22 protein-coding genes are annotated in these 21523 nt (G+C 63.6%); 10 read left to right on the top strand and 12 right to left on the bottom strand.

The annotated features are described in order from the left end of the window. The first annotated feature begins 46 nt into the window (after positions 1-46). A complete protein-coding gene (locus PVV54_RS13740) occupies positions 47-1090 on the top strand; it encodes a GlxA family transcriptional regulator (RefSeq protein ID WP_274905771.1) in 1044 nt (347 codons plus the stop codon). Positions 1091-1333: 243 nt separating this feature from the next. Next, the gene (locus PVV54_RS13735) at positions 1334-2287 is read left to right on the top strand and encodes an AraC family transcriptional regulator (RefSeq protein WP_274905770.1); all 954 of its coding nucleotides are present in this window, start codon (positions 1334-1336) and stop codon (positions 2285-2287) included. A gap of 24 nt (positions 2288-2311) precedes the next feature. On the opposite strand, the gene PVV54_RS13730 is transcribed toward PVV54_RS13735, so the two are convergent. From PVV54_RS13730 to PVV54_RS13700, 7 genes are all read right to left on the bottom strand, one after another. Next, complete coding sequence (locus PVV54_RS13730; RefSeq protein ID WP_274905769.1) at positions 2312-3130, bottom strand: ABC transporter permease; 819 nt, start codon at positions 3128-3130, stop codon at positions 2312-2314. Further along, positions 3127-3915, bottom strand: coding sequence for an ABC transporter ATP-binding protein (locus PVV54_RS13725; RefSeq protein ID WP_274905768.1), 789 nt, complete (start codon positions 3913-3915; stop codon positions 3127-3129). Before PVV54_RS13725 ends, PVV54_RS13730 begins: the two co-directional genes overlap by 4 nt. After that, a complete protein-coding gene (locus PVV54_RS13720; RefSeq protein ID WP_274905767.1) occupies positions 3912-4913 on the bottom strand; it encodes an ABC transporter substrate-binding protein in 1002 nt (333 codons plus the stop codon). The genes PVV54_RS13725 and PVV54_RS13720 overlap by 4 nt, the downstream gene beginning before the upstream one ends. A 102-nt stretch (positions 4914-5015) precedes the next feature. Beyond that, positions 5016-5615, bottom strand: a complete 600-nt coding sequence (locus PVV54_RS13715; RefSeq protein ID WP_274905766.1) for an START domain-containing protein — start codon at positions 5613-5615, stop codon at positions 5016-5018. Positions 5616-5738: 123 nt separating this feature from the next. Further along, positions 5739-6575, bottom strand: a complete 837-nt coding sequence (locus tag PVV54_RS13710; RefSeq protein ID WP_274905765.1) for a bifunctional allantoicase/(S)-ureidoglycine aminohydrolase — start codon at positions 6573-6575, stop codon at positions 5739-5741. 132 nt (positions 6576-6707) lie between these two features. Next, complete coding sequence (locus PVV54_RS13705) at positions 6708-8072, bottom strand: LLM class flavin-dependent oxidoreductase (protein ID WP_274905764.1); 1365 nt, start codon at positions 8070-8072, stop codon at positions 6708-6710. A gap of 16 nt (positions 8073-8088) precedes the next feature. Then, complete coding sequence (locus PVV54_RS13700) at positions 8089-9069, bottom strand: aliphatic sulfonate ABC transporter substrate-binding protein (RefSeq protein ID WP_274905763.1); 981 nt, start codon at positions 9067-9069, stop codon at positions 8089-8091. A gap of 190 nt (positions 9070-9259) precedes the next feature. Here PVV54_RS13700 and PVV54_RS13695 point away from each other — a divergent pair, with 190 nt between their 5' ends. Continuing rightward, complete coding sequence (locus PVV54_RS13695; protein ID WP_274905762.1) at positions 9260-10114, top strand: hypothetical protein; 855 nt, start codon at positions 9260-9262, stop codon at positions 10112-10114. A gap of 117 nt (positions 10115-10231) precedes the next feature. Here PVV54_RS13695 and PVV54_RS13690 read toward each other — a convergent pair whose 3' ends face one another. Then, a complete protein-coding gene (locus PVV54_RS13690; RefSeq protein ID WP_274905761.1) occupies positions 10232-10900 on the bottom strand; it encodes a class I SAM-dependent methyltransferase in 669 nt (222 codons plus the stop codon). Between the two features lie 124 nt (positions 10901-11024). Between PVV54_RS13690 and PVV54_RS13685 the strand changes: the two genes are divergently transcribed. Beyond that, positions 11025-11852, top strand: coding sequence for an amidohydrolase family protein (locus tag PVV54_RS13685; RefSeq protein WP_274905760.1), 828 nt, complete (start codon positions 11025-11027; stop codon positions 11850-11852). 5 nt (positions 11853-11857) lie between these two features. Here PVV54_RS13685 and PVV54_RS13680 read toward each other — a convergent pair whose 3' ends face one another. Together PVV54_RS13680 and PVV54_RS13675 are read right to left on the bottom strand one after the other, a co-directional pair. Further along, positions 11858-13354 (bottom strand): MDR family MFS transporter, encoded by a 1497-nt coding sequence (locus tag PVV54_RS13680; protein ID WP_274905759.1) that lies wholly within the window; start codon positions 13352-13354, stop codon positions 11858-11860. A gap of 2 nt (positions 13355-13356) precedes the next feature. Then, positions 13357-14019, bottom strand: coding sequence for a TetR/AcrR family transcriptional regulator (locus tag PVV54_RS13675; protein WP_274905758.1), 663 nt, complete (start codon positions 14017-14019; stop codon positions 13357-13359). Between the two features lie 260 nt (positions 14020-14279). Here PVV54_RS13675 and PVV54_RS13670 point away from each other — a divergent pair, with 260 nt between their 5' ends. The 6 genes from PVV54_RS13670 (at position 14280) to PVV54_RS13645 (ending at position 19092) form a co-directional block, all read left to right on the top strand. After that, positions 14280-14606, top strand: coding sequence for a hypothetical protein (locus PVV54_RS13670; protein WP_274905757.1), 327 nt, complete (start codon positions 14280-14282; stop codon positions 14604-14606). A gap of 197 nt (positions 14607-14803) precedes the next feature. After that, on the top strand, positions 14804-15388 hold the full coding sequence (locus tag PVV54_RS13665; protein ID WP_274905756.1) for a paraquat-inducible protein A: 585 nt from the start codon (positions 14804-14806) through the stop codon (positions 15386-15388). A gap of 2 nt (positions 15389-15390) precedes the next feature. Further along, complete coding sequence (locus tag PVV54_RS13660; protein WP_274905755.1) at positions 15391-16020, top strand: paraquat-inducible protein A; 630 nt, start codon at positions 15391-15393, stop codon at positions 16018-16020. Continuing rightward, positions 16004-17635 (top strand): PqiB family protein, encoded by a 1632-nt coding sequence (locus PVV54_RS13655; RefSeq protein ID WP_274905754.1) that lies wholly within the window; start codon positions 16004-16006, stop codon positions 17633-17635. The genes PVV54_RS13660 and PVV54_RS13655 overlap by 17 nt, the downstream gene beginning before the upstream one ends. A gap of 27 nt (positions 17636-17662) precedes the next feature. Continuing rightward, positions 17663-18199, top strand: coding sequence for a PqiC family protein (locus PVV54_RS13650; RefSeq protein ID WP_274905753.1), 537 nt, complete (start codon positions 17663-17665; stop codon positions 18197-18199). Between the two features lie 92 nt (positions 18200-18291). After that, entirely contained in the window at positions 18292-19092 is an 801-nt protein-coding gene (locus tag PVV54_RS13645; RefSeq protein WP_274905752.1) for a substrate-binding periplasmic protein, read from the top strand. Here the strand turns inward: PVV54_RS13645 and PVV54_RS13640 are convergent. Both PVV54_RS13640 and PVV54_RS13635 read right to left on the bottom strand, forming a co-directional pair. After that, complete coding sequence (locus PVV54_RS13640) at positions 19081-20100, bottom strand: XdhC family protein (RefSeq protein ID WP_274905751.1); 1020 nt, start codon at positions 20098-20100, stop codon at positions 19081-19083. The genes PVV54_RS13645 and PVV54_RS13640 overlap by 12 nt on opposite strands. Positions 20101-20180: 80 nt before the next feature. After that, positions 20181-21518 (bottom strand): c-type cytochrome, encoded by a 1338-nt coding sequence (locus tag PVV54_RS13635; RefSeq protein ID WP_274905750.1) that lies wholly within the window; start codon positions 21516-21518, stop codon positions 20181-20183. Positions 21519-21523: the final 5 nt, after the last annotated feature.

Here is a 21523-nt window from a genome sequence, read left to right as displayed (position 1 = left end):
TTATTCGCGATGCAGCCAGCACAATCTCAAGCTGTAGAGCCAACCCATGAGCCACTTCGAAAGCATCCTCAAAAACACCAACCTGGCCCACCTCGCTCCAGCCAGCCGTACGCCGTTGTCGTTGCCCTGCCGCCGCGTGGCCTTCGTGTTGCGCGAGCACTTTTCGATGATGGCCTTCACCGCCGCCATGGACACCCTGGTCACCGCCAACTTGATGAGCGCTACCCCGCTGTACCAGATTCACGTAGTAGGCGAGGGCGCGCAGGTGATGAGCGACCTGGGCATTGCACTGCCGGTCACCACAGCGCTGGATGAGTTGGACGTGCAGGGCCTGGACACCCTGCTGGTGTGCGGCGGTTTTCGCGTGCGCCTGGAAGCGGCGCCGCTGCTACGCGGCAAGTTGCGCCACGCCGACCAGCTTGGCTGCCAGCTCGGCGGCTTGTGGAACGGCGCCTACTTTCTCGCCGAAGCAGGCCTGCTCAACGACCACGATTGCGCGTTCCACCCCGATGGCCGCGCCATGCTCAACGAACTGTTCCCCAAAGTGCGCCTGAGCCGCCAGGCCCATGTGCTGGACGGCCGCCGCATTACCTGCGCGGGTGCCAGCAGCGCACTGGACATGATGCTGGCGCTGCTGGAGCAGCAAGGCGGTGAAGGCCTGCGCCGGGCGGTTGAGCAGATGCTGGCCTGCGACCGGGCACGCGTGCCCAGCGATGTGCCGGGCAGCACGCCGGAAATCGACCCCAGCCTGCCGCGCGGTGTACGCCTGGCGCTGGAGCTGATGCATGCCAATATCGAAGACCCGATCAGCATCGACGAAATTGCCGAACATGCCGGGCTGTCGCGCCGCCACCTGGAGCGCCTTTTCCGGCGCCATGTCCAGGCGACACCGCCGCGCTATTATCTGGAACTGCGCCTGACCCATGCCCGGCAATTACTGCAGCACACCAGCAAATCGCTGACCGAAGTGGCGGTGGCCAGCGGGTTTGTCAGCTTCCCGCACTTTTACCGGCGCTTTCGCGAGCTGTATGCCATCGCGCCGCGCCAGTTTCGTGCACGCAGCCAGGGCTGGGTGGCAACCGTCCAGTAATCAAACTGTTCGGTAATCGCCCGGGTTGACCAAAGCCCTGTCCGCTATCCGCCCACCCAATCCAAAGATCTCATTGCCCAAACGCTGCCTTTTTGCCTAATGTGTCACACACGCGCCGGTGGTCAGTTGCCTGCTGAACCCCGACCCCGGCTCGATACACTGACCGTGAACGACCGCGACCACAGGCCCTACGGCTTGTAGGAAGCGGCGACCAGAACAATAACGATACCGAGTGCCTTGCCTATGGAAAGCCGCCTGCTGAGCGAGCGCAGTAGCGTGTTCCATCACGCCGACCCCTATGCCGTGTCCGATTACGTCAACCGGCACGTGGGCCAGCATTGCATCGGCCTGTCGCGCACCACCCACCCTCAAGCCAGCCTCAGCCACCGCAAGTTTGCCGAACTCGACCTGTGCCGCATCAGCTATGGCGGCAGCGTGCGCGTTACATCCCCGGCGCTGGAAACCATCTACCACCTGCAGGTGCTGCTCAACGGCAGCTGCCTGTGGCGCGGGCATCAGCGTGAGCACCACCTGGTGCCGGGCGAATTGCTGCTGATCAACCCGGACGACCCGGTTGACCTCACCTACTCGGAAGACTGCGAAAAGTTCATCCTCAAAGTGCCGACCCGGCTGCTTGACGGCATCTGCGAAGAGCAACGCTGGCAGCGGCCCGACGGCGGCATCCGGTTTTTGCGCAACCATTACCGGCTGGAAGAACTGGACGGCTTCGTCAACCTGTTGGCGATGGTGTGCCACGAGGCCGAAGTGGGTGACTCGCTGCCGCGCGTGCAGGGCCACTACAGCCAGATTGTCGCCAGCAAGCTGTTGACCCTGATGAACACCAACATCCGCCGCGAAAGCCTGGGCACGCAGGGGGCCAGCCTTGAGCGGATTCTGGATTACATAGACCACAATCTGAAGCTTGAACTGGCCGCCGAGGCGTTGGCAGAGCAAGCCTGCATGAGCGTGCGATCGCTCTATGCCTTGTTCGACCGCCAGTTGGGCACCACGCCCAAGCAGTATGTGCGCCAGCGCAAGCTGGAGCGCGTACATGCCTGCCTGGCCGATACCAGTTGCGCGGTGCGCAGTGTCACCGAGCTGGCAATGGATTACGGCTTTCTGCATTTGGGGCGTTTTTCGGAGATCTACCGGCAACGCTTTGGTGAACTGCCCTCCGAAACCCTCAAGAAGCGCTGACTTGCCGGTGCTGGGGTTGCTTCGTCAAGGGTCGAGGTTTCGCCAGGCTTGCAGCCGCCGTTCAATGCGCGCGAACACGGCATCCAGGCACAATGCGCAAAACGTCAGCACGACGATGCCTGCCATGACCGCATTGACATCGAACGTGGCTTCGGCCTGCAGGATCAGATAGCCGATACCGCGCGATGCCCCCAAGTACTCGCCTACCACCACGCCGGCCAGCGCCAGGCCGGTGACCATGTTCAGGCTTGAAAATACCCACCCGGCCGCTGATGGCAGATAGACCAGGCGCACCAGTTGCCAGCGGCTGGCACCTAAAAGCCTGACGTTCGCCAGCAGGGCCGGGCTGACTTCACGCACACCTTGATAAACGTTGAAGAAGACGGCAAAGAACACCAGCGATACCGCCAGGGCAATTTTCGATGGCATGCCCAGCCCGAACCACATCAGAAACAGGGGGGCCAGGACGACCCGCGGTATAGCGTTAGCCGCTTTGATGAATGGTGATAACAGGTGCGCTACAGCGGGCATCAGCCCTAGGCAAAAGCCCGCCAACAGCCCCGTGACGACGCCAATCAGCAAGGCGATGAGGGTTTCAGCCAAGGTTACCAACAGGTGAGGGTAAAGCGTCCCTGGGAAGTGCATGACCACGAGGTTTTGCCCTTGCCATTGCACCTCCAGCACACCGCTGCCCGTTGCCAGCCAGTTCCACAGCCGCTCGAGCACTTGCCAGGGGTGGCCGATGAAAAATGCCAGTTCGGCATTACGTGCCAGCAGCCCCCAAGTGCCCAGGAACGTGCCAAGCAGTAGCAAACGCAAGCCGTATAGCGGTAAAGGTTTCATGGCAAGGCTGCGCAAGTCGAGGTGGAGGAAGGCGGATGCAGCATTTGCCACAGGCGGCGGTATAAGCGCTGATAGCGCGGGTGGGTGCGCACGCTCGACAAGCAGCGTGGGCGAGGCAGGTCGATTGGCAAAGACGCCAGGCAACGGGCATTGGGTGCAGCGCCCAGCATGACGATACGGTCGGCAAGGGTTAGCGCTTCATCAAGGTCATGGGTAACGAACAGCACGGCCCGGCGGCGTTGTTCCCACAGGTTCAGCAGCAACACCTGCGCACTCTGGCGTGTTTGTGCATCCAGTGCGGCGAAGGGTTCATCCATCAAAAGCACAGGCGCGTCATGCACCAGCACCTGGGCGAGCGCTACCCGTTTACGCATGCCGCCAGACAATTGCGCGGGATAATAGTGCGCAAAATCGGCAAGCCCTACCTGTTCAAGCCAACGCATGCCTGTTGCGTTGGCCTCGCGCTGCTCAACCCGCTGCAGGCGCAAGGAGAGGGTGACGTTTTCCAGTGCTGTGCACCAGGGCAACAGCGCATCTTGTTGAAACAGATACCCGCTTTGCAAGTTGATGCCTGTTAGCGGTTGCCCGAGGCAACTGACCTTGCCCGTCGTGGGAAGTGTGAGCCCGGCGGCGAGGTCCAGCAATGTGCTCTTGCCACAGCCGCTGGGGCCAAGCAGGCAGACGAACTCGCCGGCGCCCACCTGCAGATCGATAGCCTCAAGCACGGTAATGGCACCGCGCTTGACCTGTACCTGGCACATGCTCAACGCAGGAATCGGGCTCATGGTGCATTGTCGACAAAGCGGTTGGTCCAGGTGCTCGCGTTGTCCTCTGCAAGGTTTGTCAATGTCGGATCAAAGCTTTCCAGTGCTTTGAGCAGGTTATCAATGCCTTCCTCTGAGAAACGTCCGTCCGCACTCAATGCGGGTAGAACATTGCGCAAGGCCTGTTGATAGACCAGGGCGTCGTTCAGTTGCCAGCTTTGCGGAACCAGCGCTGCGATGTCCTCGGGGCTGGCCTGGTTCAACCAGCGCAGTGCCTTGAGCATCGCGTTGGTCAGGCGCTGTATGCGCTGCGGGTGAGCCTCGATGTAGTGCATGCGCGCAAGCAGCACATTGGCCGGGACCGGCCCCCCGAACAGTTGTGCGCTATCCGCAGGCGTGCGGGTGTCGGCTACGATCGTGACTTCGGGCCGCTGCTGTAACTGGCTGATCAGCGGTTCACTGTGGACGAGGGCGTGAACCTTGCCCGAAACCAGCGCTTCGATGGCGGCCATACCCGTTCCCAGCCCGATGAACGATACGTCGTCAGGGCTGACACCGGCCTGATTCAACACCCGGCTGGCGACCATCTGGGTACTGGAGCCGGGTGCGCTGATGCCGATTGTTTTGCCGCGCAGGTCGGCCAGTGAGCGGTACTCGGGGAAGTGGCGTGCCGAGACGGCCATGGCAATTTGCGGGGTTTCGCTGGCCAGCACGAAGGCTTGCGTAGCCATACCGCGGGCGTTTGCGCGGACGGTGTGCTCATAGGCGCCGGAAATCACATCCACGGCATCGGCCAGCAGCGCCTGCATGGCTTTGCCGCCGCCAGCGAAGTCGACCACCTCCACGTCGAGCTGCTGCTCCTTGAAATACCCTTTGTGCAGCGCGACAGCCAGTGGCAGGTGATAGATCGATGCCTGCCCCCCCACGCCAATGCGCATCCGTTGGGCCGGTTCCGCCCAGGCGGGCAGGGTAAGTGTCAGGGTGAGCACGGCTAGAAAAAACGAAAGATTGCGGTTCATGGCGCCTCCGGATCGAAGGCGTGAAGGGTGGTGGAAAGGGCAACGCCTGAATAGTCGGCAGCTGGAGCTGCTTGTTGTAGGAAGGCTCCTAAACTCGTTCTTTCAACGTTGTCGCTCGGCCACCGCACGCAGCGTCCTCAGCGTGACCACTGGCGCATCCACCACGAACCGGTTGGCCAGCCACCCGGGCACATCCCCGGCCGGGTCGGCCTGCAACTGGTAAGTCACCTCGGTTTCCCGCTCGCCCAGCGGTTTCATCACCCACTCACCACTGAGCCGTTGCACGCGGATCAGCCCGGGTGTTTCCGGTAACTTCCCCGGCTCGGCGCTCAGGTGGCGCACCAGAGTGCCGTCTTCCAGCCGCTCGGTAGTCACCTTCAAGACCATGTCCCGTGGCAAGGTGGGCCATGGCAGGTTGGTGGTGAGGTACACCCAGGTGCTATCACCGTCCACTTCCAGCAGGCGCATCTGTTCGCAGGCATACAGCCACTTGCACGCCACCCGCAGGTTTTCCTGCAAGTCGGTGAGGGTGCGCACGCTGGCTTTCATGGTGCTGACACCACGGAACTGCTGGTAGGGGGAGTCGGGGGCGCTGCTGAGGTAGACGCGGATGCCTTCGCGGTCGTAGGCCAGGTGCCAGGCGCTATCCGAAAATGCGGGGCTGAGGAGCAGCAGGGCGGTGAGCAGGAGGCAGCGGTTCATGGTGAACCCCGCGCAGACGATAGGTGCTCAGTATGTGCGGCAAATCGAGGGTGTGCCAGCAAAGCTTTGCGGGCGTCGATGCACCCGCGAAGGGCTGCCAGGCAGCCCTTGCTGGCAGTGAACTCAGCGCTGCGGATTCAGCGTCAAGTGCACATGACGGTTCACGTCCTTGTACAGCAGGTAGCTGAACTTGCCTGGGCCACCGGCGTAGCACGCCTGCGGGCAGAACGCGCGCAGCCACATGAAGTCACCGGCTTCCACTTCAACCCAGTCCTGGTTCAGGCGGTAAACGGCCTTGCCTTCCAGCACGTACAGGCCGTGCTCCATCACGTGGGTTTCGGCAAACGGAATCACGCCGCCTGGCTGGAAGGTAACGATGTTCACATGCATGTCGTGGCGCATGTCGGCCATGTCGACGAAGCGGGTGGTGACCCAGCGGCCTTCGGTGCCCGGCATTTCGATGACGGTGGCATTGTCGCGGTGGGTGACGAACGACTCGGGGATGTCCAGGCCTTCGACCTTCTGGTAGTGCTTGCGCAGCCAGTGGAAGGTGCAATTGGCCTTGCTGTTGTTGCGCAGGCTCCATTCGGCGCCCGGTGCGAGGAAGGCATAGCCGCCCTGGCCCAGGGTGTGGTGCTTGCCTTCTACGGTGATGTCGATTTCGCCTTCGACGATGAACACCACGGCTTCGGCGTTAACGTCCATTTCCGGGCGCTCGCTGCCGCCTTCCGGCGCCACTTCGACGATGTATTGCGAGAAGGTTTCGGCAAAGCCGGTCAGCGGGCGGGCGATGACCCACATGCGCATCTTGTCCCAGAACGGCAAGTGGCTGGTGACGATGTCACGCATCACGCCTTTGGGGATGACGGCGTAGGCTTCGGTGAACATGGCACGGTCAGTCAGCAGCTCGGTTTGAGCCGGGTGCCCACCGTGGGGGGCGAAGTAGGAATGATTCGACATGAACGGTCTCGACTTGTTGTTCTCTCCCCGTGCCTTGAACCACACCGGCCGGTGCGTGCAGGGGATGCACGGACAGCATAGGGGCGGGCCCAACGCATCCACAAATTAAATGTTGAAATACCCGGTATCTATTTACTGAATGCGCACCTGCTGGCCTGCATGATGTTCAGGCAGATGGTCGCCCTTGCCGAACAGCTTGTGGCGCAGCGTGCCGTCGGTATAGGCATGCGGGTAGCGGCCACGCCGTTGCAGCTCGGGCACCAACAGATCGACCACGTTGTGCAGGTCGTCGGGCTGCACGGCGTAGGTCAGGTTGAAACCGTCGATGCCCGTCTGGTCGAGCCAGTGCTCCAGTTGGTCGGCGATCTCGCCCGGGGCGCCGACCAGCACCGGGCCACGGCCGCCCAGGCCGATGAACTCTGCAGCTTCACGCACGGTCCAGCGGCGGTTGGGGTCGGCAGCGGTGAAGGCTGCCAGCGCTGCTCGGCCGGCGTCGTTCTCGACGTATTCGATGTACGTGTCCGGGGCAAGGCCGGCGAAATCGATACCGGTCCAGCCTGAAAGCAGGGCGAGAGCGGCATCCAGGTCGACATAACGGCGGTATTCGGCGAAGCGCGCCCGGGCCTCTTCTGCGGTGGGCGCAACGATGATCAACGCCTGCGCGTAGATCAGCACTTCGTCACGGCCACGCCCGGCGGCTTCGCTGGCGTGGCGGATGCCATCGGCGTAGCGGCGCAGCACCGTAGGCGTCGGCCCGCTGATGAACACGCATTCGGCGTGCGTGGCGGCAAATTGCTGGCCGCGCGCGGAAGCACCCGCCTGGAACAGCACCGGTGTGCGCTGCGGTGAAGGTTGGCACAGGTGCATGCCGGGCACCTGGTAGTGCTCGCCGGCATGGCCGATGGCGTGCACCTTGGACGGCTCGATGTAGCGCCCGGTTTCGCGCTCCAGCACCACGGCGTCCGCGTCCCAGCTTTTTTCCCAGAGTTTGTACAGCACTTGCAGGTATTCCTCGGCCAGGTCGTAACGCTGGTCGTGGCCCAGTTGGCGGGCCAGGCCCAGGTTGCGTGCGGCGCTGTCCAGGTAGCCGGTAACGATGTTCCAGCCGACCCGGCCATTGCTCAGGTGGTCGAGTGTGGACATGCGCCGGGCGAAGGGGTAGGGGTGTTCGTAGGTCAGCGAGAAGGTCACGCCAAAGCCCAGGTGCCGGGTGACCCCGGCCATGGCCGGCACCAGCAGTAGCGGGTCGTTGACCGGCACCTGCACGCCGCCTCGCAGGGCGGCGCCGGGGCCGCCCTGGTAAACGTCATAGATGCCCAGCACATCGGCAATGAACAGCGCGTCGAACAGGCCACGCTCCAGCAAGCGGGCCAGGTCGGTCCAGTAATCCAGGCGGTTGAAGGCCGTACTGGTGTTGCGCGGGTGGCGCCACAAGCCGGGCGACTGGTGGCTGGCGGCGTTCATGCTGAAGGCGTTGAAGCGAATGAGGCGGGGCATGATGGTCAGTCCCCGGTCAAGGCAGCACGGAAGCCGGGTAGACCGCATCGGCCACCTGCAGCTTGTGCGGGATCAGGCCCAAGCCCTGGAAGGTGTCGGCCAGCTTCTGCTGCTCGGCGACGATCTGCGGGGTAATGGCCACCGCGTTGTAGTTGCGCCGTTCGCTGGCCACCTGCAACACACTGGCGTTTATGCCCAGTTGCGGCGACAGCAGCGCAGCCACTTCGGCGGGCTTGGCGTTGGCCCACTGGCTGACCTTGGCCAACTCGCTGAAGAATGTCTTGAGCTGGTCGCGGTGCTGGTCGGCAAAAGCAGCGGTGGACAGGTAGAAGGTGCGGTTGTTGGACAGGCCGCTGCCATCGCGCAGGTTTTTCAGGCCGGGCTGGCTTTCGGCGGCGGCCAGGAACGGGTCCCACAGGGTAACTGCCTGCACGCTGCCCGACTGCAGGGCGGCCACGGCATCGGCGGCGTTGTTGACGTAAGCCGGGGTGATGTCCTGGTAGCTCAAGCCGGCCTGTTCCAGCGCGACGGCCAGCAGGTATTGGGCATTCCAGCCACGGCCGGTGGCCACGCGCTTGCCTTTGAGGTCTTGCACGCTGGCAAGGTGGTCCTGCTCGCGCACGACCAGGCCGATGCCACGCGGGTAGGGTTGTTCGGCGGCCAGGTAGACCACCGGTTTACCGGCAGCCTGGGCGAACACCGAGGGCGCATCGGCAGCGTGGCCCAGGTCGATCGCGCCGGTGCTCAAGGCTTCGAGCAACTGCGGGCCAGCGGCGAACTCGTGCCAGCTGACCTTCACCCCTTGCGGTGCCAGGGCTTTTTCCAGCGCTCCACTGCCTTTGAGAATATTGATGCTGTTGAATTTCTGGTAGCCGATGCGCAGGGTCTTGCTGTCATCGGCCACCGCGTTGGCCCAGGGCAGCAGGGCACTGGCGAAGGTGGCCAGCAGGCCGCCGACGAGCAGACGGCGCAGGGGTGAGAACGTGCGGGCGGGCATGGGAAGGCATCCTTGAACGGGGTGAAAGAGGTGCCTTCAGCCTACGAGACGCGGTGCGCAGCTTTCAATTTTTTAATTCCATTTAGTTAGAATGTTTTGTTCTTTTTATATCCAAAAATGATTTTACTTATTTGACGTTTTTTTCACATCACCTTGCTAGCATCGCAGGCTGCCCCGAGGAGCCCGATTAATGCCCATCCTGCGTCTACGCAGCACCCGTATTGCCTTGCAAACCACCGCCGCCGTGCTCACTGCCACCTTGGGTTTCTTCGCCTGGCAAAGCTTCTTTCCGGTACAAGCCGCCAAAGGCTGGAGTGTCGAGGTGGTGCACCGTGACGTGGCCAAGGCCGCATCGCTGTTGCCGCAGGCAGATGGCAGCTTGCTGGTCAGCCGTGAGCTGGACGATGGCCGTGGCAGTATCCTGCGCATTACGGCCCAAGGCGCGCGGGAAGTGCTGGTGGACAAGCTCTCCAAGCCCGATGGCATGGTCGCGGCCCAAGGCGGGTGGGTGTTCAGCCAGGAAGGTGGCCAGGCGCCGGTCAGCCTGGCCCGTGATGGCAAGGTCACCGCGCTGTTCATGGGCGAGAGCGTGCAGGGCCTTTGGGACGATGGCGCTTACCTGTATGCCATCGAAGACCGCAAGGGCAACGGGCGGCTCATGCGTTACCAGTGGGCCAGCGGCCAGCTGGAAGTGTTGCGCTCGGGCCTGAGCGAAACCGAAGGGCTTACCCGCTGCGCGGATGGGCGGTTGCTGTATACGGAAAAGGCGAGCGGCAAAATCCGCGCACTGAGTGACGATGGCCAGGACCCGGTGGTGGTGCAGGGGTTGCGTAACCCGACGTTCCTGATGTGCGACGCGCGGGGCTTGTGGATCAGTGAAGACAACACGCACCGTTCACGCCTGCTGCGTGTGGATGCCGACGGCACGCAACATACGGTGCTGACCTTCCTCAAGGCACCGCAGTCCATCGTGCCGGACGGCAAGGGTGGGTACCTGTTGGCAGAAGGCGGCCGTAACCGTGTGCTGCGGTTGTCGCCTTTGTAGGAGCGGCTTTAGCCGCGAAGCAGGCGACGCGGTGGATGGCACCGGCTTTGCCGGTGTTCGCGGATAAATCCGCTCCTACAGGTTCAGTGCTTACCTCAAAGCCACTCCCACATGCATTCAGGCGCGCTCGGCGATCATCAGCAAAGACTGCGGCACCGCGCTTTGCGGGTGCTGCGGCTCTTGCACGCTTGCCAACCTGAAGCCCGCCATGTCCAGCGCATTCAGCCAACTGGCCAGGGTGCGAAAGTACCAGGGCATCGGCTGCCAGTTACCGGCCAGCCCGGCAAACGTCTCTTCCCGCCAGCCGTCCTGGTAATCGCCGTTCGCCACGGCCCAGGGGTGCAGCGTCTGGATCACCACAGCGCCACCCGGCAGCAAAAGCCCATTCATGGCTGCCAGCAACGGGATGATGTCTTGCTGCAGCAAGGCAAAATTGGCGCACACCAGGTCGTAGCCTGTGCCCACATCGGCTTCACCCTCGGCCAATTGCTCGTAACCGGCGTGGTGCACGGCAGTGGACCCGGCGGTGCGGGCAGCGGCGACCAGCGTGGCATCGCCATCCACACCGACGGCTTCGACGCCACGGCCTGCCAGCGCACGTAACAGCCAGCCCTCACCGCAACCCAGGTCGAGCACCCGCGCTGGCTGGCGGCCGAGTATCGCAAGCAGGATGGCCTGGTCCGTTACCTGCTGGCGGCTTTCGATGGCGCCGCCGCGCACTGCATCAATCCAGGCGTGGGCGTTGCGGTGCCAGCTGTCTTGCAGCGACTGTTCAAGCGTAGGCATGGGGCAACCGGTCGTTGTGGGCATGCTGTTCAGCATACTGCGTATTTCACCCGCCGCTTGGCTGCAGTATCTTCAAACCCGTGAATATCAACACCCACTGCAAGCAAGCGCGAGGGAACACGCTTTGAGCATTTTTGACGAACCGAAGATCGACTGCCACAACCACCTGTTCGACCCCGTCCGCTTCCCTTACCACCCCGACGCGCCGTATGCGCCCGCCGGGCAGGAGGTGGGTACCCTGGAGCAGTTCAATGCAGTGATGGACGCCTATGGCGTGCAGCATGCGCTGCTGGTTGGCCCGAACAGTGGCTACCACACCGACAACCGCTGCCTGCTGCATGCCTTGGCCAGCGGGCAAGGGCGTTTCAAGGGCGTGGCGGTGGTCGAACACGGCATCAGCCTTGATCAACTGGCAGCGCTGCGCGAGCAGGGCGTGGTGGGCGTCACCTTCAACCCGGCGCTGTATGGCGTGGGCAGCCTTGACGGCGCCAAACCACTGTTCGGCAAGCTCGCCGAACTGGCCATGTTCGCCCAGATTCAGGTGCGTGAAGGCCAGCTCGTCGACGTGCTGCCGTTGGTGGAACGCTGCCCCGCGCAGGTACTCATCGACCATTGCGGGCGCCCGGATGCCGCGGCCGGCGTGCAGCAGGCCGGGTTCCAGGCACTGCTCGGGCTGGCCCGGCACGGGCGCGTGTGCGTCAAGCTGTCGGGCATGCAAAAGTTTGCCGCCGCCGATGCCCTGCACGAACAAAGCCACGCCTTCGTGAGCGCGTTGATCAACGCATTCGGCCCGCAGGCCTGCGTGTGGGGCTCGGACTGGCCGTTCATTCGCCAGCCCTCGCGCGTGGACTACGGCCCGTTGCTGAAACTGGCCGAACGCCTGATGCCAGACCCCGAGGTGCGCCGCGCCATCATGTGGGACACGCCACGCAGACTGTTCGGCTTTGCCTGAGTTGCTCAGGCCTGGCTGCTGCGCAAGGGCACCTCGCGCAGCAGCCAGGCCAGGCCGAACCCCACGCAGGTCACCAGCCCGGCCACCACGAACACCCCGTGCATCGCCCCCGAGAACGCTTCAAGGTACAGAAGCTGCTGTGGCGCAGCCAACTGATGCACGGCTTCGGGTGACAGCGCGGCAGGCCCGCCGGCGCTGGCGGCGAATTCACTGGTGAGCTGGTTCAGCAATGAGTGGGAAAACAACGCGCCGAACACCGACACGCCGACCGAGCCGCCAATCGAACGAAACAGCGTGGCCCCGGATGTCGCCACCCCCATGTGGCGGCGCTCGACGCTGTTTTGCACCGCCAGGATCAGCACCTGCATCACCATGCCCAGCCCAGCGCCGAGCAGGCCCATGTACAGGTTCATCAGCGCCGTGGGCGTGTCCAGCTGCAGCTGGCTGAGCAAACCCAGGGCAATCACCTGCAGCAGGGTCCCGAGGATCGGGAACACGCGGTAGCGCCCCCAGTGGCTGATCAGCCGGCCGGTGATGGCCGAGGTCACCAGCAGGCCGCCCATCAATGGCAGCATTTGCAGGCCGGCGCTGGTTGGCGAGGCGTTCTTCACCACCTGCATGTACAGCGGCAGAAAGGTCACCGAACCGAACAGTGACACACCGACGATCAGCCCGATCAGCCCTGCCAGCACGAAGGTGCGGTGGCGGAACAGGTGCAACGGCATGATCGGCTCGGCAGCGCGGCCCTGTTCGTAGACGAAACCCGCCAGGCCGATCACCAGGAACAGCCCCAGGCACAGCATGTCCAGCGATACCCAGGGCAGCAAGCTGCCACCCAGGCTGGTGATCAGCACCAATGCGCCCAGCGTGATGGTCAGGAACACCGCGCCGATGTAGTCCACTTGATGCTTGACCGGCGCCACGTGCGGCCGGAACACGCTGCCGATCACCACCACGGCCAGCAGGCCCAAGGGCAGGTTGATGAAGAAAATCCAGTGCCAGGACAGGTGCTCGACCAGAAAGCCGCCAATCAACGGCCCGACCACGGTCGCCAGCCCAAACACGCCGCCGAACAGGCCCTGGTAGCGCCCACGCTCGGCGGGTGGAATGACGTCGCCGATGGCCGCCATCGCCACCACCATCAGGCCACCACCGCCCAGGCCCTGCAACGCGCGGAACAGGATGAGCTGGGTCATGTCCTGGGCCAGGCCGCACAAGGCCGAACCCAGCAGAAACAGGGCAATGGCAATCTGTAGCACGCGCTTGCGGCCATACAGGTCGCCAAATTTGCCATACAGCGGCACCACCACGGTGGATGCCAACAGATAGGCCGTGACGACCCAGGACAGCCAACGCAGGCCGCCCAGGTCGCTGACGATGGTTGGCAGCGCGGTAGAGACGATGGTCTGGTCCAGCGCGGCAAGGAACATCACCAGCATCAGGGCGCCGAGCAACAAGGGCAGGGAGGTCTGGTGCTGCGCTTGGGGTTCGGGGGCATTCATGGTCATAGGCCTTGCTGACGGGCATGGTGCTGGCCGGTGGCTTGCAAACCGGCCAGCGCGAAGTGGTAGAGGTGGGTGCACACCGCATCGGCGGGCATATCCAGAATCTCGTGCAGCGCCCCCGAGGCACCCCGCGGCCCGATCAGCAGCATGGCCCATGGTGCGGTGACGCAGAGAATGCAGCGCGTCAGCGCCGGGTCGTCCACCGGGATGGCAGTGATTTCGCTGAACAGTGTCTTGAGCAGCGACAACTTCATGGGCCTTTCGGCCTGCAAATGCGCCTGGCCATGGGGGCTGGGGGCGAGGATTTCCGCCGCCAGCACCCGCAGGTGCCAGTTGTCCCTGGATTGAGCCGCTTTGTGCACAACCAGCTCGACCAGCGCGCGCAGTTTTTCGGTAGCTGGCTGCTCGCCAAGCACGATCCGCTGCAGGTCGGCAATGTCCAGAAAGCGCCGGCGCGCTTCGTCGAGCACCGCCAGGTAAAGCCCGTTGCGGCTGCCAAAGTGGTAGTTGATCGAAGCAAGGTCGACGTCGGCCTTGGCAGCCACGGCTTTGTTGCTGGCTTCGGCGTAGCCAACGGCGGCAAACAGTTCGCCGGCGGCCTGAAGGATGCGTTGGCGAGTGGCCTCGCCGTCCTTGCGTGGTTCGCGGGGGGTGGCTGACATGGTGCGGGCTCGCATGGGTAGATGATTGAAATCATCCTGAAATGAATCAATGCTAAATTCAAATTAAATTTAAACTAACCGATGAAGAGTGAATCCATCCAAGCCCGTGACCGGATGGCGGGCTGCGCTAGGGCGCGAGGTGCTACCTGTGGTATACAAGCCACCTGCCGACTTCACCAGCAGCGGGCACCCGGTCGTGCCACGGGCTGATGGGTGACTTTTCTGAACTGCTGCATTGAATGAGAAACGGAGATTCGCTGATGACCGCCACTGACCGTCTGAGCCTGCTGCAGTACGAGCACCTGGGCCTGGACGATGCTGCCGCTGCTGAGTTCCAGGTTGCTTTACAGGAGTTGCGCAAACTGGCCCTCGAAGACCGTTACGAACACCCGGCGGCACTGCACCTGGGGGACATTGCCGATTCCGAGACCCGCCAGGAGTTGTCAGAAACCAAAGGTTGGGGTGTGGGCTTTCTGCAAGGCCTGATCAGCGCCAAGGCCTTCCCGGATGACAAGGACAAGGTCGAAGCCCTGCGCCGGGTATTCCAGGCGGCGGCGGAGCGTACCCGCCAGCGCCTGGCCAAATAAGCCGCTGAAGGCGCGGGGCAAGCCCGCGCCCTCACGTTGCGCCTGATCAAGGCGTGACGACCGAGCATCCAAGCCACCTCTGGCGCATTATTCCCCGCACTGTTTGTCGTCAAATGCACATCGTATTTGTCGCGGCACATGGCGCTTTGCGACTAAGCTTTGGCTGGCCGCTGGCAAACCGTGCATCGGGGACCACCATGGGGCTGATCATCTGTGAATACTGCGATGCGGTGTATCAGCGCACGCCTGTAAAGCACCACCAGCGGGCGCTGTGCCCACGCTGCGGTGGGGTGCTGTATCGGCACAACAGCCTGTCGGTGCAGCAGCGCCTGGCACTGAGCGTTACGGGCGCGGTGCTCTTGCTGTTCGCCAACCTGTACCCGGTGATGACCATCGGCATGCAGGGCCTTTCCAATTCGGCCACGCTTTGGGATTCGGTGCTGATCCTGAGCAGCGGCAGCATCACCTTCATTGCCTTGGTCATGGCGTTGGCCATCATTTTTGCCCCGGCCTTGCAAATCGGCCTGTTGTGCTGGGTGTTGGGCTTTGCTTTGGCCGGCCGCCGCGCGCCGGGTTTTGCACTGTGCATGCGCAGCCTGGAAGCGCTGCGCCCCTGGAGCATGCTGGAGGTGTGCCTGTTGGGCGCACTGGTGGCCGTCATCAAGCTGGCGGGGTTGCTGGACGTGATCCCGGGCATAGGCCTGGTAGCCCTGGCAATGCTGAGCATGCTCATCATCTACATTGCCGGGCGCGACATTCGCGACCTGTGGGAGCAGGTGTAAGCATGCCTGCCCAAGCCGATGCACTGGGGCTGTGCCTGTGCCATGGCTGCGGCAAGGCGTGCGAAGTCAATGCCGGCGCCCATGCCTGCGACCGATGTGGTGCGCCATTGCACCGGCGAAAAACCAACGCAATTGCCCGCGGCTGGGCGTTTTTGCTGGCGGCGCTGATCTTTTATGTGCCGGCCAACCTGCTACCGGTCATGCACACCGAAATGCTGGGCAGCGGCACCGACAGCACCATCGGTGGCGGCGTGCTGGAATTTTGGGAGGCGGGCGCGTGGGATATCGCATTGATCATCTTCACCGCCAGCATCGGCGTGCCGGCCATCAAGTTCCTGTCACTTGCTCTGCTGCTGTACACCGCCCAGCGTCACTCAAGCTGGGCGCAACCGCAGCGCTCGCAGCTGTACCGCGCGGTGGAGCTGATCGGCTACTGGTCAATGCTGGATGTCATCGTGGTGGCACTGGTGGCGGCATTGGTGCAACTGCGCGGCCTTGGCACCATCGAGCCAAGGGCCGGCATCCTCTTCTTTGGCATGGTTGTGGTGCTGACCATGTTCGCAGCCATGAGCTTCGACCCACGCTCGATCTGGGATCAACCTGATGGAGGCCGCGATGGCGCAGGCGAGTGACAAGCACGAAGGCCCGCAAATCCGCACCCGACGCTGGAACGTGTCGCTGGTGTGGATCGTGCCGATCCTGGCGATTCTGGTGGGGGCATCGCTGGTGGTGCGCAGCTGGATGCAGGAAGGCCCGGTGATCTCGATTTCGTTTCGTTCAGGCGAAGGGCTGGTGGCGCACAAGACCCAGGTCAAGTACCGCAGCGTGGTGATTGGCGAGGTAACCGACGTTGACCTGGCGAGTGATCGCAACAGTGTGGACGTGAAGGTGCAACTGTCCAACGATGCGCGTTCGTTCGCCACCCAGGGTGCGCGTTTCTGGGTGGTGCGCCCGCGCATTGGCGCGGGCGGGATATCCGGGGTGGACACGCTGTTGTCCGGGAGCTTCATCGGTGCCGATGCAGGGGAGGCAAAAACCCCGGAAAAAACCTTCACAGGCCTGGAGCTGCCGCCGCCGATCACCTACGGCGAAAAGGGCAAGCGTTTCATCCTGACCGCCAGTGACCTGGGCTCGCTGGATGTCGGCTCGTCGATCTATTACCGCAAGATACCGGTGGGGGAAGTGGTGTCCTACGCGCTGCAGGACGACGGCAAAGGCGTGGAAATCGGGGTGTTCGTGCAGTCGCCCTATGACAGTTTCGTCACGGCCGACACGCGCTTCTGGAATGCCAGTGGCGTAGACATGCAGATCGGCGCCAACGGCCTGAAGGTCGACACTGAGTCGTTGTCGTCCATTCTGGTCGGTGGGCTGGCATTCGGTTCCCCTGACTTTGCGCCGGACGCAGAGCCTGTTGCTGACCAGGCAAAATTCCGCCTGTTTGCTGACCGAGAAACGGCCCTGGCTCCGCCCAATGGTCAGGCGCAGTATTTGCGCCTGCGCTTCGACCAGGCCATGCGTGGCCTTTCGGTAGGGGCACCCGTGGAATTCAAGGGCGTGGAGTTCGGCAAGGTCACCTCGATCCAGTTGGATTATGACCAGGCCAGGCAGAGTTTCCCGGTGGTGGTAGACGCCGTGATTTACCCCGAGCGGCTGGGGCCGGTGCACCAGAAAATGCTCGTGGCCTTCAAGCAGACCCCAGGCGACCTGGCCGGCGCCCGGCGCTTGATCGCGACCTTTGTGGAGCACGGCCTGCGCGCCCAGGCGCGCAGCGGCAACCTGATCACCGGGCAGATGTTCATCTCACTGGACTTCTACCCCGAAGCGCCCAAGGTGGCCTTCGACATGGCCGCTGAGCCGATTGTCATCCCCACCATGCCCGGCAGCCTGGAAAAACTTCAGGAGCAACTGCAGCACTTTATCGAACGGGTCGGCAAGCTGCCGCTGGAAAGCATCGCCGGCAACCTCGACGGCAGCCTGCGCGAGCTGCGCGCCAGCCTTAAACAGTTCAACGGCAAAACGCTGCCCGACGTAAAAGTCACGCTCGACCAGATGAACAAAACCCTGCAAACCGCCAATTCGGCCATCGCCGAGGACTCGCCGCAACGCGAGCGGCTGAGTGAATCGCTGGACGAGCTGGAGCGCATGTCCCGCTCGTTGCGCGACCTTGCCGACTACCTGGGCCGGCACCCCGAGTCGTTGATTCGCGGCCGCCCCAAAGCCGCCGGGGCGGAAAACCTGAAACCTTGAGGCCGCTTGCCTGAGGAGTGACATCTGATGCATCGACTGCGCATTCTGTGCGGGGTAGGCTTGCTGATCTGGCTGGCCGGCTGCAGCACACCCAACAATTACCATACCCTGGTGCCGGCCCAGCCACTGCAGAGCGGTGGCCCGCAGGTGCTGGTAGGGCGGGTGAGCTTGCCGCCACAGGTGGACCGCCCGCAGTTGGTGGTGCGCCAGGGTAGCAGCGGGCTGGTCATCCTCGAAACCGAATGGTGGGGTGCCAACCTGGTGGATGAGTTTCGCAGTGCCTTGCAGGACCTGTTGGGCGGCCCGGCCCCAGGGGCGAAAACCTTGTTGCGGGTGGACGTTCAGCGCTTTGACAGCGTCCCGGGCCAGTACTCGGCACTCGACGCCCTGTGGCGCCTGAAGCGGCCGGGCGAGGCTGAAGTGACGTGCCGAACCGCCCTGAAAACCCCGGCCGACAACAGCATCAGCGGGCTGGTCAACGCCCACCAGGCCAACCTGCGCAAGCTGGCCGAAACCGTGCGCTCGACGGCGGTGCCGGGCAGGGTGGGGTGCCCTTCGAGCTGACGGCCGTGCAATCCTGGTCCAGACTGTAGGGTAAGCCGGGCTCCGCGGTTGCGGTCGTCCACAGGAAGTGGCCATTGTTGTTGAGGGTTGTGATGATCGCGCGCTGTTTTTGCCGGTCCATGCTGCTGTCGCTCTCGCTGATGTTGCTTGCCCCCCTCGCGGTGGCGCAGGAGGCTTGCCTGCACCTGACCGCCACCGGCAACCCGGAATACCCCCCGTACCTGTGGCGCGACCCGCAAAACCCCCAGCAGTTGATCGGCGCCAATGCCGACCTGCTCAAGCACCTGGGCGAGCAGCTGGGGGTACAGATAAACGTGATCTATGGCGGGCCCTGGTCCCGGGCGCAGGAAGAAGTGCGCACCGGCCAGATCGACCTGATGGCCGGTTACTTCATGACCCAGGCACGCCAGCAGGTGGTGGACTTCATCACCCCGGCGTTCCTGCACACGCCCAGTGTGGTCTGGGTGCGTCAGGAAGCAGCGTTTACCTACAGCGGCTGGGCAGACTTGAAGGGCCATAATGGCGGCACGCTGGTCAGCAACAGCCATGGGCAGCAGTTTGATGACTACGCCAAGACCAACCTCACGCTGGAAGCCGTGCCCAGTGCCAGGCAGGCGTTCGAGAAGTTGCTGCACAAGCGCAATGATTTCCTGATCTACGAACAGTACCCCGGCATGGCGCTGGTGCGGACTTTGGGGGTGGACGGGGAGTTGAAGGTACTGGCCCCGCCAGTTTCCAGCGAAGGGTTGTACCTGGCGATGTCTCGGGCGTCGCCGTGCAACACAGCGGCTTTTCAGGCGCGCCTGGCAACGGCGATGAAAGCGATCGTGGACGGTCCGTTGCCTGAAGCGTTGGTGAAGCGGAACCTGGAACGCTGGAAATTACAGCATTGATGCTGTCGCGAGGCTGGTTTTGGCGCGAGTCACGTCGACTTCCGCCGGTAGCGCCACGCCGTTTTTGGTCGCCAACACTTGCGCCATCACGCTCACGGCAATTTCGGCTGGGGTCTTGCTGCCGATGTAAATCCCGATAGGCCCATTCAACCGCTGCAGCGACGCCTCGCTTTCCCCAAAATGCTCGATCAGCCGCGCCCTTCGCAGTTGGCTGTTACGCCGCGAGCCAATCACGCCAATATAAAACGCCGGGCTATGCAGGGCTTCGAGTAGGGCCAGGTCGTCCAGCTTGGGGTCGTGGCTCAGGCCGATGATGCAGCTGCGCAGGTCCGGAGCGAAAGCGCGGACCACGTCGTCGGGCATGCCGACGATCTTTTCCACGCCCGCCACGTTCCAGCCGTCCATGTACTCGGGGCGCGGGTCGCACACCGCCACCTTGAAGCCGTTGAACAGGGCCATGGTGGCGAGGTACTCGGCCAGCGCCCCGGCGCCAATCAGCAGCATGCGGTAGCCGGGGCCGAGGGTGTTGAGCATGCGCTGGCCGTCGAAGCTGAAAGCGTCCGGGGTGAGGGTGGTGGCCAGTTGCACCCGGCCGCTGCCCAGGTCCAGTTCACGGCGCACCAGCTGGCCGGCGTCCAGTTGCGGCAGCAGGTGATCGAAGCTTGATAGTGGTGGCTCGAATTCGAGGATCAGTTCCAGCGTGCCGCCACAGGGCAGGCCGAAACGGTGCGCCTCATCCGCGCTGACGCCGTAGCGCACCACCCGGGGCAGGCCGTTGGGCATGCCGTCGCCCTGGTAGGCGGTGGTGTAGCGGTGGATCAGGTCATCTTCGATGCAGCCACCGGAAACGCTGCCGATCACCCGGCCATCACCGCGCAGGGCCATCATCGAGCCGACCGGGCGCGGCGATGAGCCCCAGGTGCGGGCGACAGTGGCCAGCAAAACGCGCTCGCCAGCCTGGAGCCAGTCGCGGGCGGTGCGCAGTACCAGCAGGTCGATGCTTTCCATGGTGGGGGTTCCTCTTGTGTTTGTCTGTACGGGCCTCTTCGCGGCTTTACCCGCGAAGAGGCCCGTACAGGCAACCTGATTCAACGCATGTGCAAAATGATCGGGCTGCTGCTGGCCGGGTCGGTATGCCCGCGCAGCTTGCCTACCGCCGCAGCATCCACCGCACCCCCATGATTGCCCCAACTGCCCCGCACAAAACTCAACACTTGAGCTATCTCCTGGTCCGAAAGCTGCTCACGGAACGCGGGCATGCGATACGCATCCGGCAGGCCCGCCGCCACGATGCGTTGCGAGCCGTTGAGGGTGATGTTGATTGCCGAGGCGTTTTCCTTGGCCAGCGACGAGGTTGCACCGGCCAGCGGCGGCATCCACTCGGCCTGGCCCTTGCCATCAAGGCCGTGGCACGACGCGCAGCGGGTCACGTAGGTATGGGCACCGGGGCGGTCAAGGCCGGCATCGGCCGAGGCTGCCTGATACGCCCATGGTGTGCCGTCACGCTGCGGGTCGCCGGGCAACGACTTCAGGTAATGGGCAATGGCGGCCAGGTCATCGTCGGTCATGAACTGCGTGGAGTTGTTGAATGCCTCGGTCATCGAGCCGTACACCACCGCATGCCGGTTGCGCCCGGTTTTCAGGAACTGCACGATGTCGGCCTCGCTCCAGCGGCCCAGCCCGGTGTTGTGGTCACCGCGCAGGCTCGGCGCGTACCAGCCATCAAGCAGCGCGCCAGCCAGGAAGGGTTTGCCGTTGTCGTCCAGTGCTTTTTCGTTGAACGCAAGGCCCCGTGGCGTGTGGCAGCTCCCGCAGTGGCCCGGGCCCTGGACGATGTAGGCGCCACGGTTCCACTGTGTGTCCTGCGCTGGCTTGGCCACGTAGGGGGTATCGGCAGCGAACAGGCCGTTCCACATCGCGATGGGCCAGCGCATGTTCAGTGGCCAAGGGATATCGCTGGCAAGGTTTGCCTGCTGCACCGGCTGCACGCCTTTCATGAAGAAGGCATACAGCGCCTGCACGTCGTCATCGCTGAGCTTGGCGTAAGAGGGGTAGGGCATGGCCGGGTAGAGCCGGCGGCCACCGGGCGCCACGCCATGGCGCACGGCGCGGTCGAAGTCGGCCAGGCTGTAGCGGCCGATGCCGGTTGCCGGGTCTGGCGTGACGTTGGTGGCGTGGATCGTGCCCAGCGGCGTGGCCATGGCCAGCCCGCCGGCAAAGGGCTTGCCATCCGGCACGCTGTGGCAGGCCACGCAATCGCTAAGCCGCGCCACATATTCACCGCGTGCGACCAGCGCCGGGTCGGCCGGCTGCTGATCAAAGGGTGAGGCGGGCTCGCGGGTGACGTACCAGGCCAAAAGGCCTGCCGCGACCAGGCACGGCAGCGCGAGCCAGGCGGCGGTTCTTGCGAATCGACTCTGGGTCATGAGGC

It is taken from the genome of Pseudomonas sp. PSKL.D1 (genome assembly GCF_028898945.1).
GTDB lineage: Bacteria > Pseudomonadota > Gammaproteobacteria > Pseudomonadales > Pseudomonadaceae > Aquipseudomonas.
Note: the sequence above shows the minus strand (reverse complement) of the source record. Positions and strands in the feature narration are given on the sequence as shown.

Coding starts and splice junctions, on each gene's coding strand:
- PVV54_RS13675 (WP_274905758.1), bottom strand. CDS start 14,019: ATGTCAGCCACCCCCCGCGAACCACGCAAGGACGGCGAGGCCACTCGC.
- PVV54_RS13655 (WP_274905754.1), top strand. CDS start 16,004: ATGGCGCAGGCGAGTGACAAGCACGAAGGCCCGCAAATCCGCACCCGA.
- PVV54_RS13730 (WP_274905769.1), bottom strand. CDS start 3,130: ATGAAACCTTTACCGCTATACGGCTTGCGTTTGCTACTGCTTGGCACG.
- PVV54_RS13660 (WP_274905755.1), top strand. CDS start 15,391: ATGCCTGCCCAAGCCGATGCACTGGGGCTGTGCCTGTGCCATGGCTGC.
- PVV54_RS13695 (WP_274905762.1), top strand. CDS start 9,260: ATGCCCATCCTGCGTCTACGCAGCACCCGTATTGCCTTGCAAACCACC.
- PVV54_RS13710 (WP_274905765.1), bottom strand. CDS start 6,575: ATGTCGAATCATTCCTACTTCGCCCCCCACGGTGGGCACCCGGCTCAA.
- PVV54_RS13705 (WP_274905764.1), bottom strand. CDS start 8,072: ATGCCCCGCCTCATTCGCTTCAACGCCTTCAGCATGAACGCCGCCAGC.
- PVV54_RS13690 (WP_274905761.1), bottom strand. CDS start 10,900: ATGCCTACGCTTGAACAGTCGCTGCAAGACAGCTGGCACCGCAACGCC.
- PVV54_RS13635 (WP_274905750.1), bottom strand. CDS start 21,518: ATGACCCAGAGTCGATTCGCAAGAACCGCCGCCTGGCTCGCGCTGCCG.
- PVV54_RS13680 (WP_274905759.1), bottom strand. CDS start 13,354: ATGAATGCCCCCGAACCCCAAGCGCAGCACCAGACCTCCCTGCCCTTG.
- PVV54_RS13735 (WP_274905770.1), top strand. CDS start 1,334: ATGGAAAGCCGCCTGCTGAGCGAGCGCAGTAGCGTGTTCCATCACGCC.
- PVV54_RS13720 (WP_274905767.1), bottom strand. CDS start 4,913: ATGAACCGCAATCTTTCGTTTTTTCTAGCCGTGCTCACCCTGACACTT.
- PVV54_RS13670 (WP_274905757.1), top strand. CDS start 14,280: ATGACCGCCACTGACCGTCTGAGCCTGCTGCAGTACGAGCACCTGGGC.
- PVV54_RS13650 (WP_274905753.1), top strand. CDS start 17,663: ATGCATCGACTGCGCATTCTGTGCGGGGTAGGCTTGCTGATCTGGCTG.
- PVV54_RS13715 (WP_274905766.1), bottom strand. CDS start 5,615: ATGAACCGCTGCCTCCTGCTCACCGCCCTGCTGCTCCTCAGCCCCGCA.
- PVV54_RS13645 (WP_274905752.1), top strand. CDS start 18,292: ATGATCGCGCGCTGTTTTTGCCGGTCCATGCTGCTGTCGCTCTCGCTG.
- PVV54_RS13665 (WP_274905756.1), top strand. CDS start 14,804: ATGGGGCTGATCATCTGTGAATACTGCGATGCGGTGTATCAGCGCACG.
- PVV54_RS13640 (WP_274905751.1), bottom strand. CDS start 20,100: ATGGAAAGCATCGACCTGCTGGTACTGCGCACCGCCCGCGACTGGCTC.
- PVV54_RS13725 (WP_274905768.1), bottom strand. CDS start 3,915: ATGAGCCCGATTCCTGCGTTGAGCATGTGCCAGGTACAGGTCAAGCGC.
- PVV54_RS13740 (WP_274905771.1), top strand. CDS start 47: ATGAGCCACTTCGAAAGCATCCTCAAAAACACCAACCTGGCCCACCTC.
- PVV54_RS13700 (WP_274905763.1), bottom strand. CDS start 9,069: ATGCCCGCCCGCACGTTCTCACCCCTGCGCCGTCTGCTCGTCGGCGGC.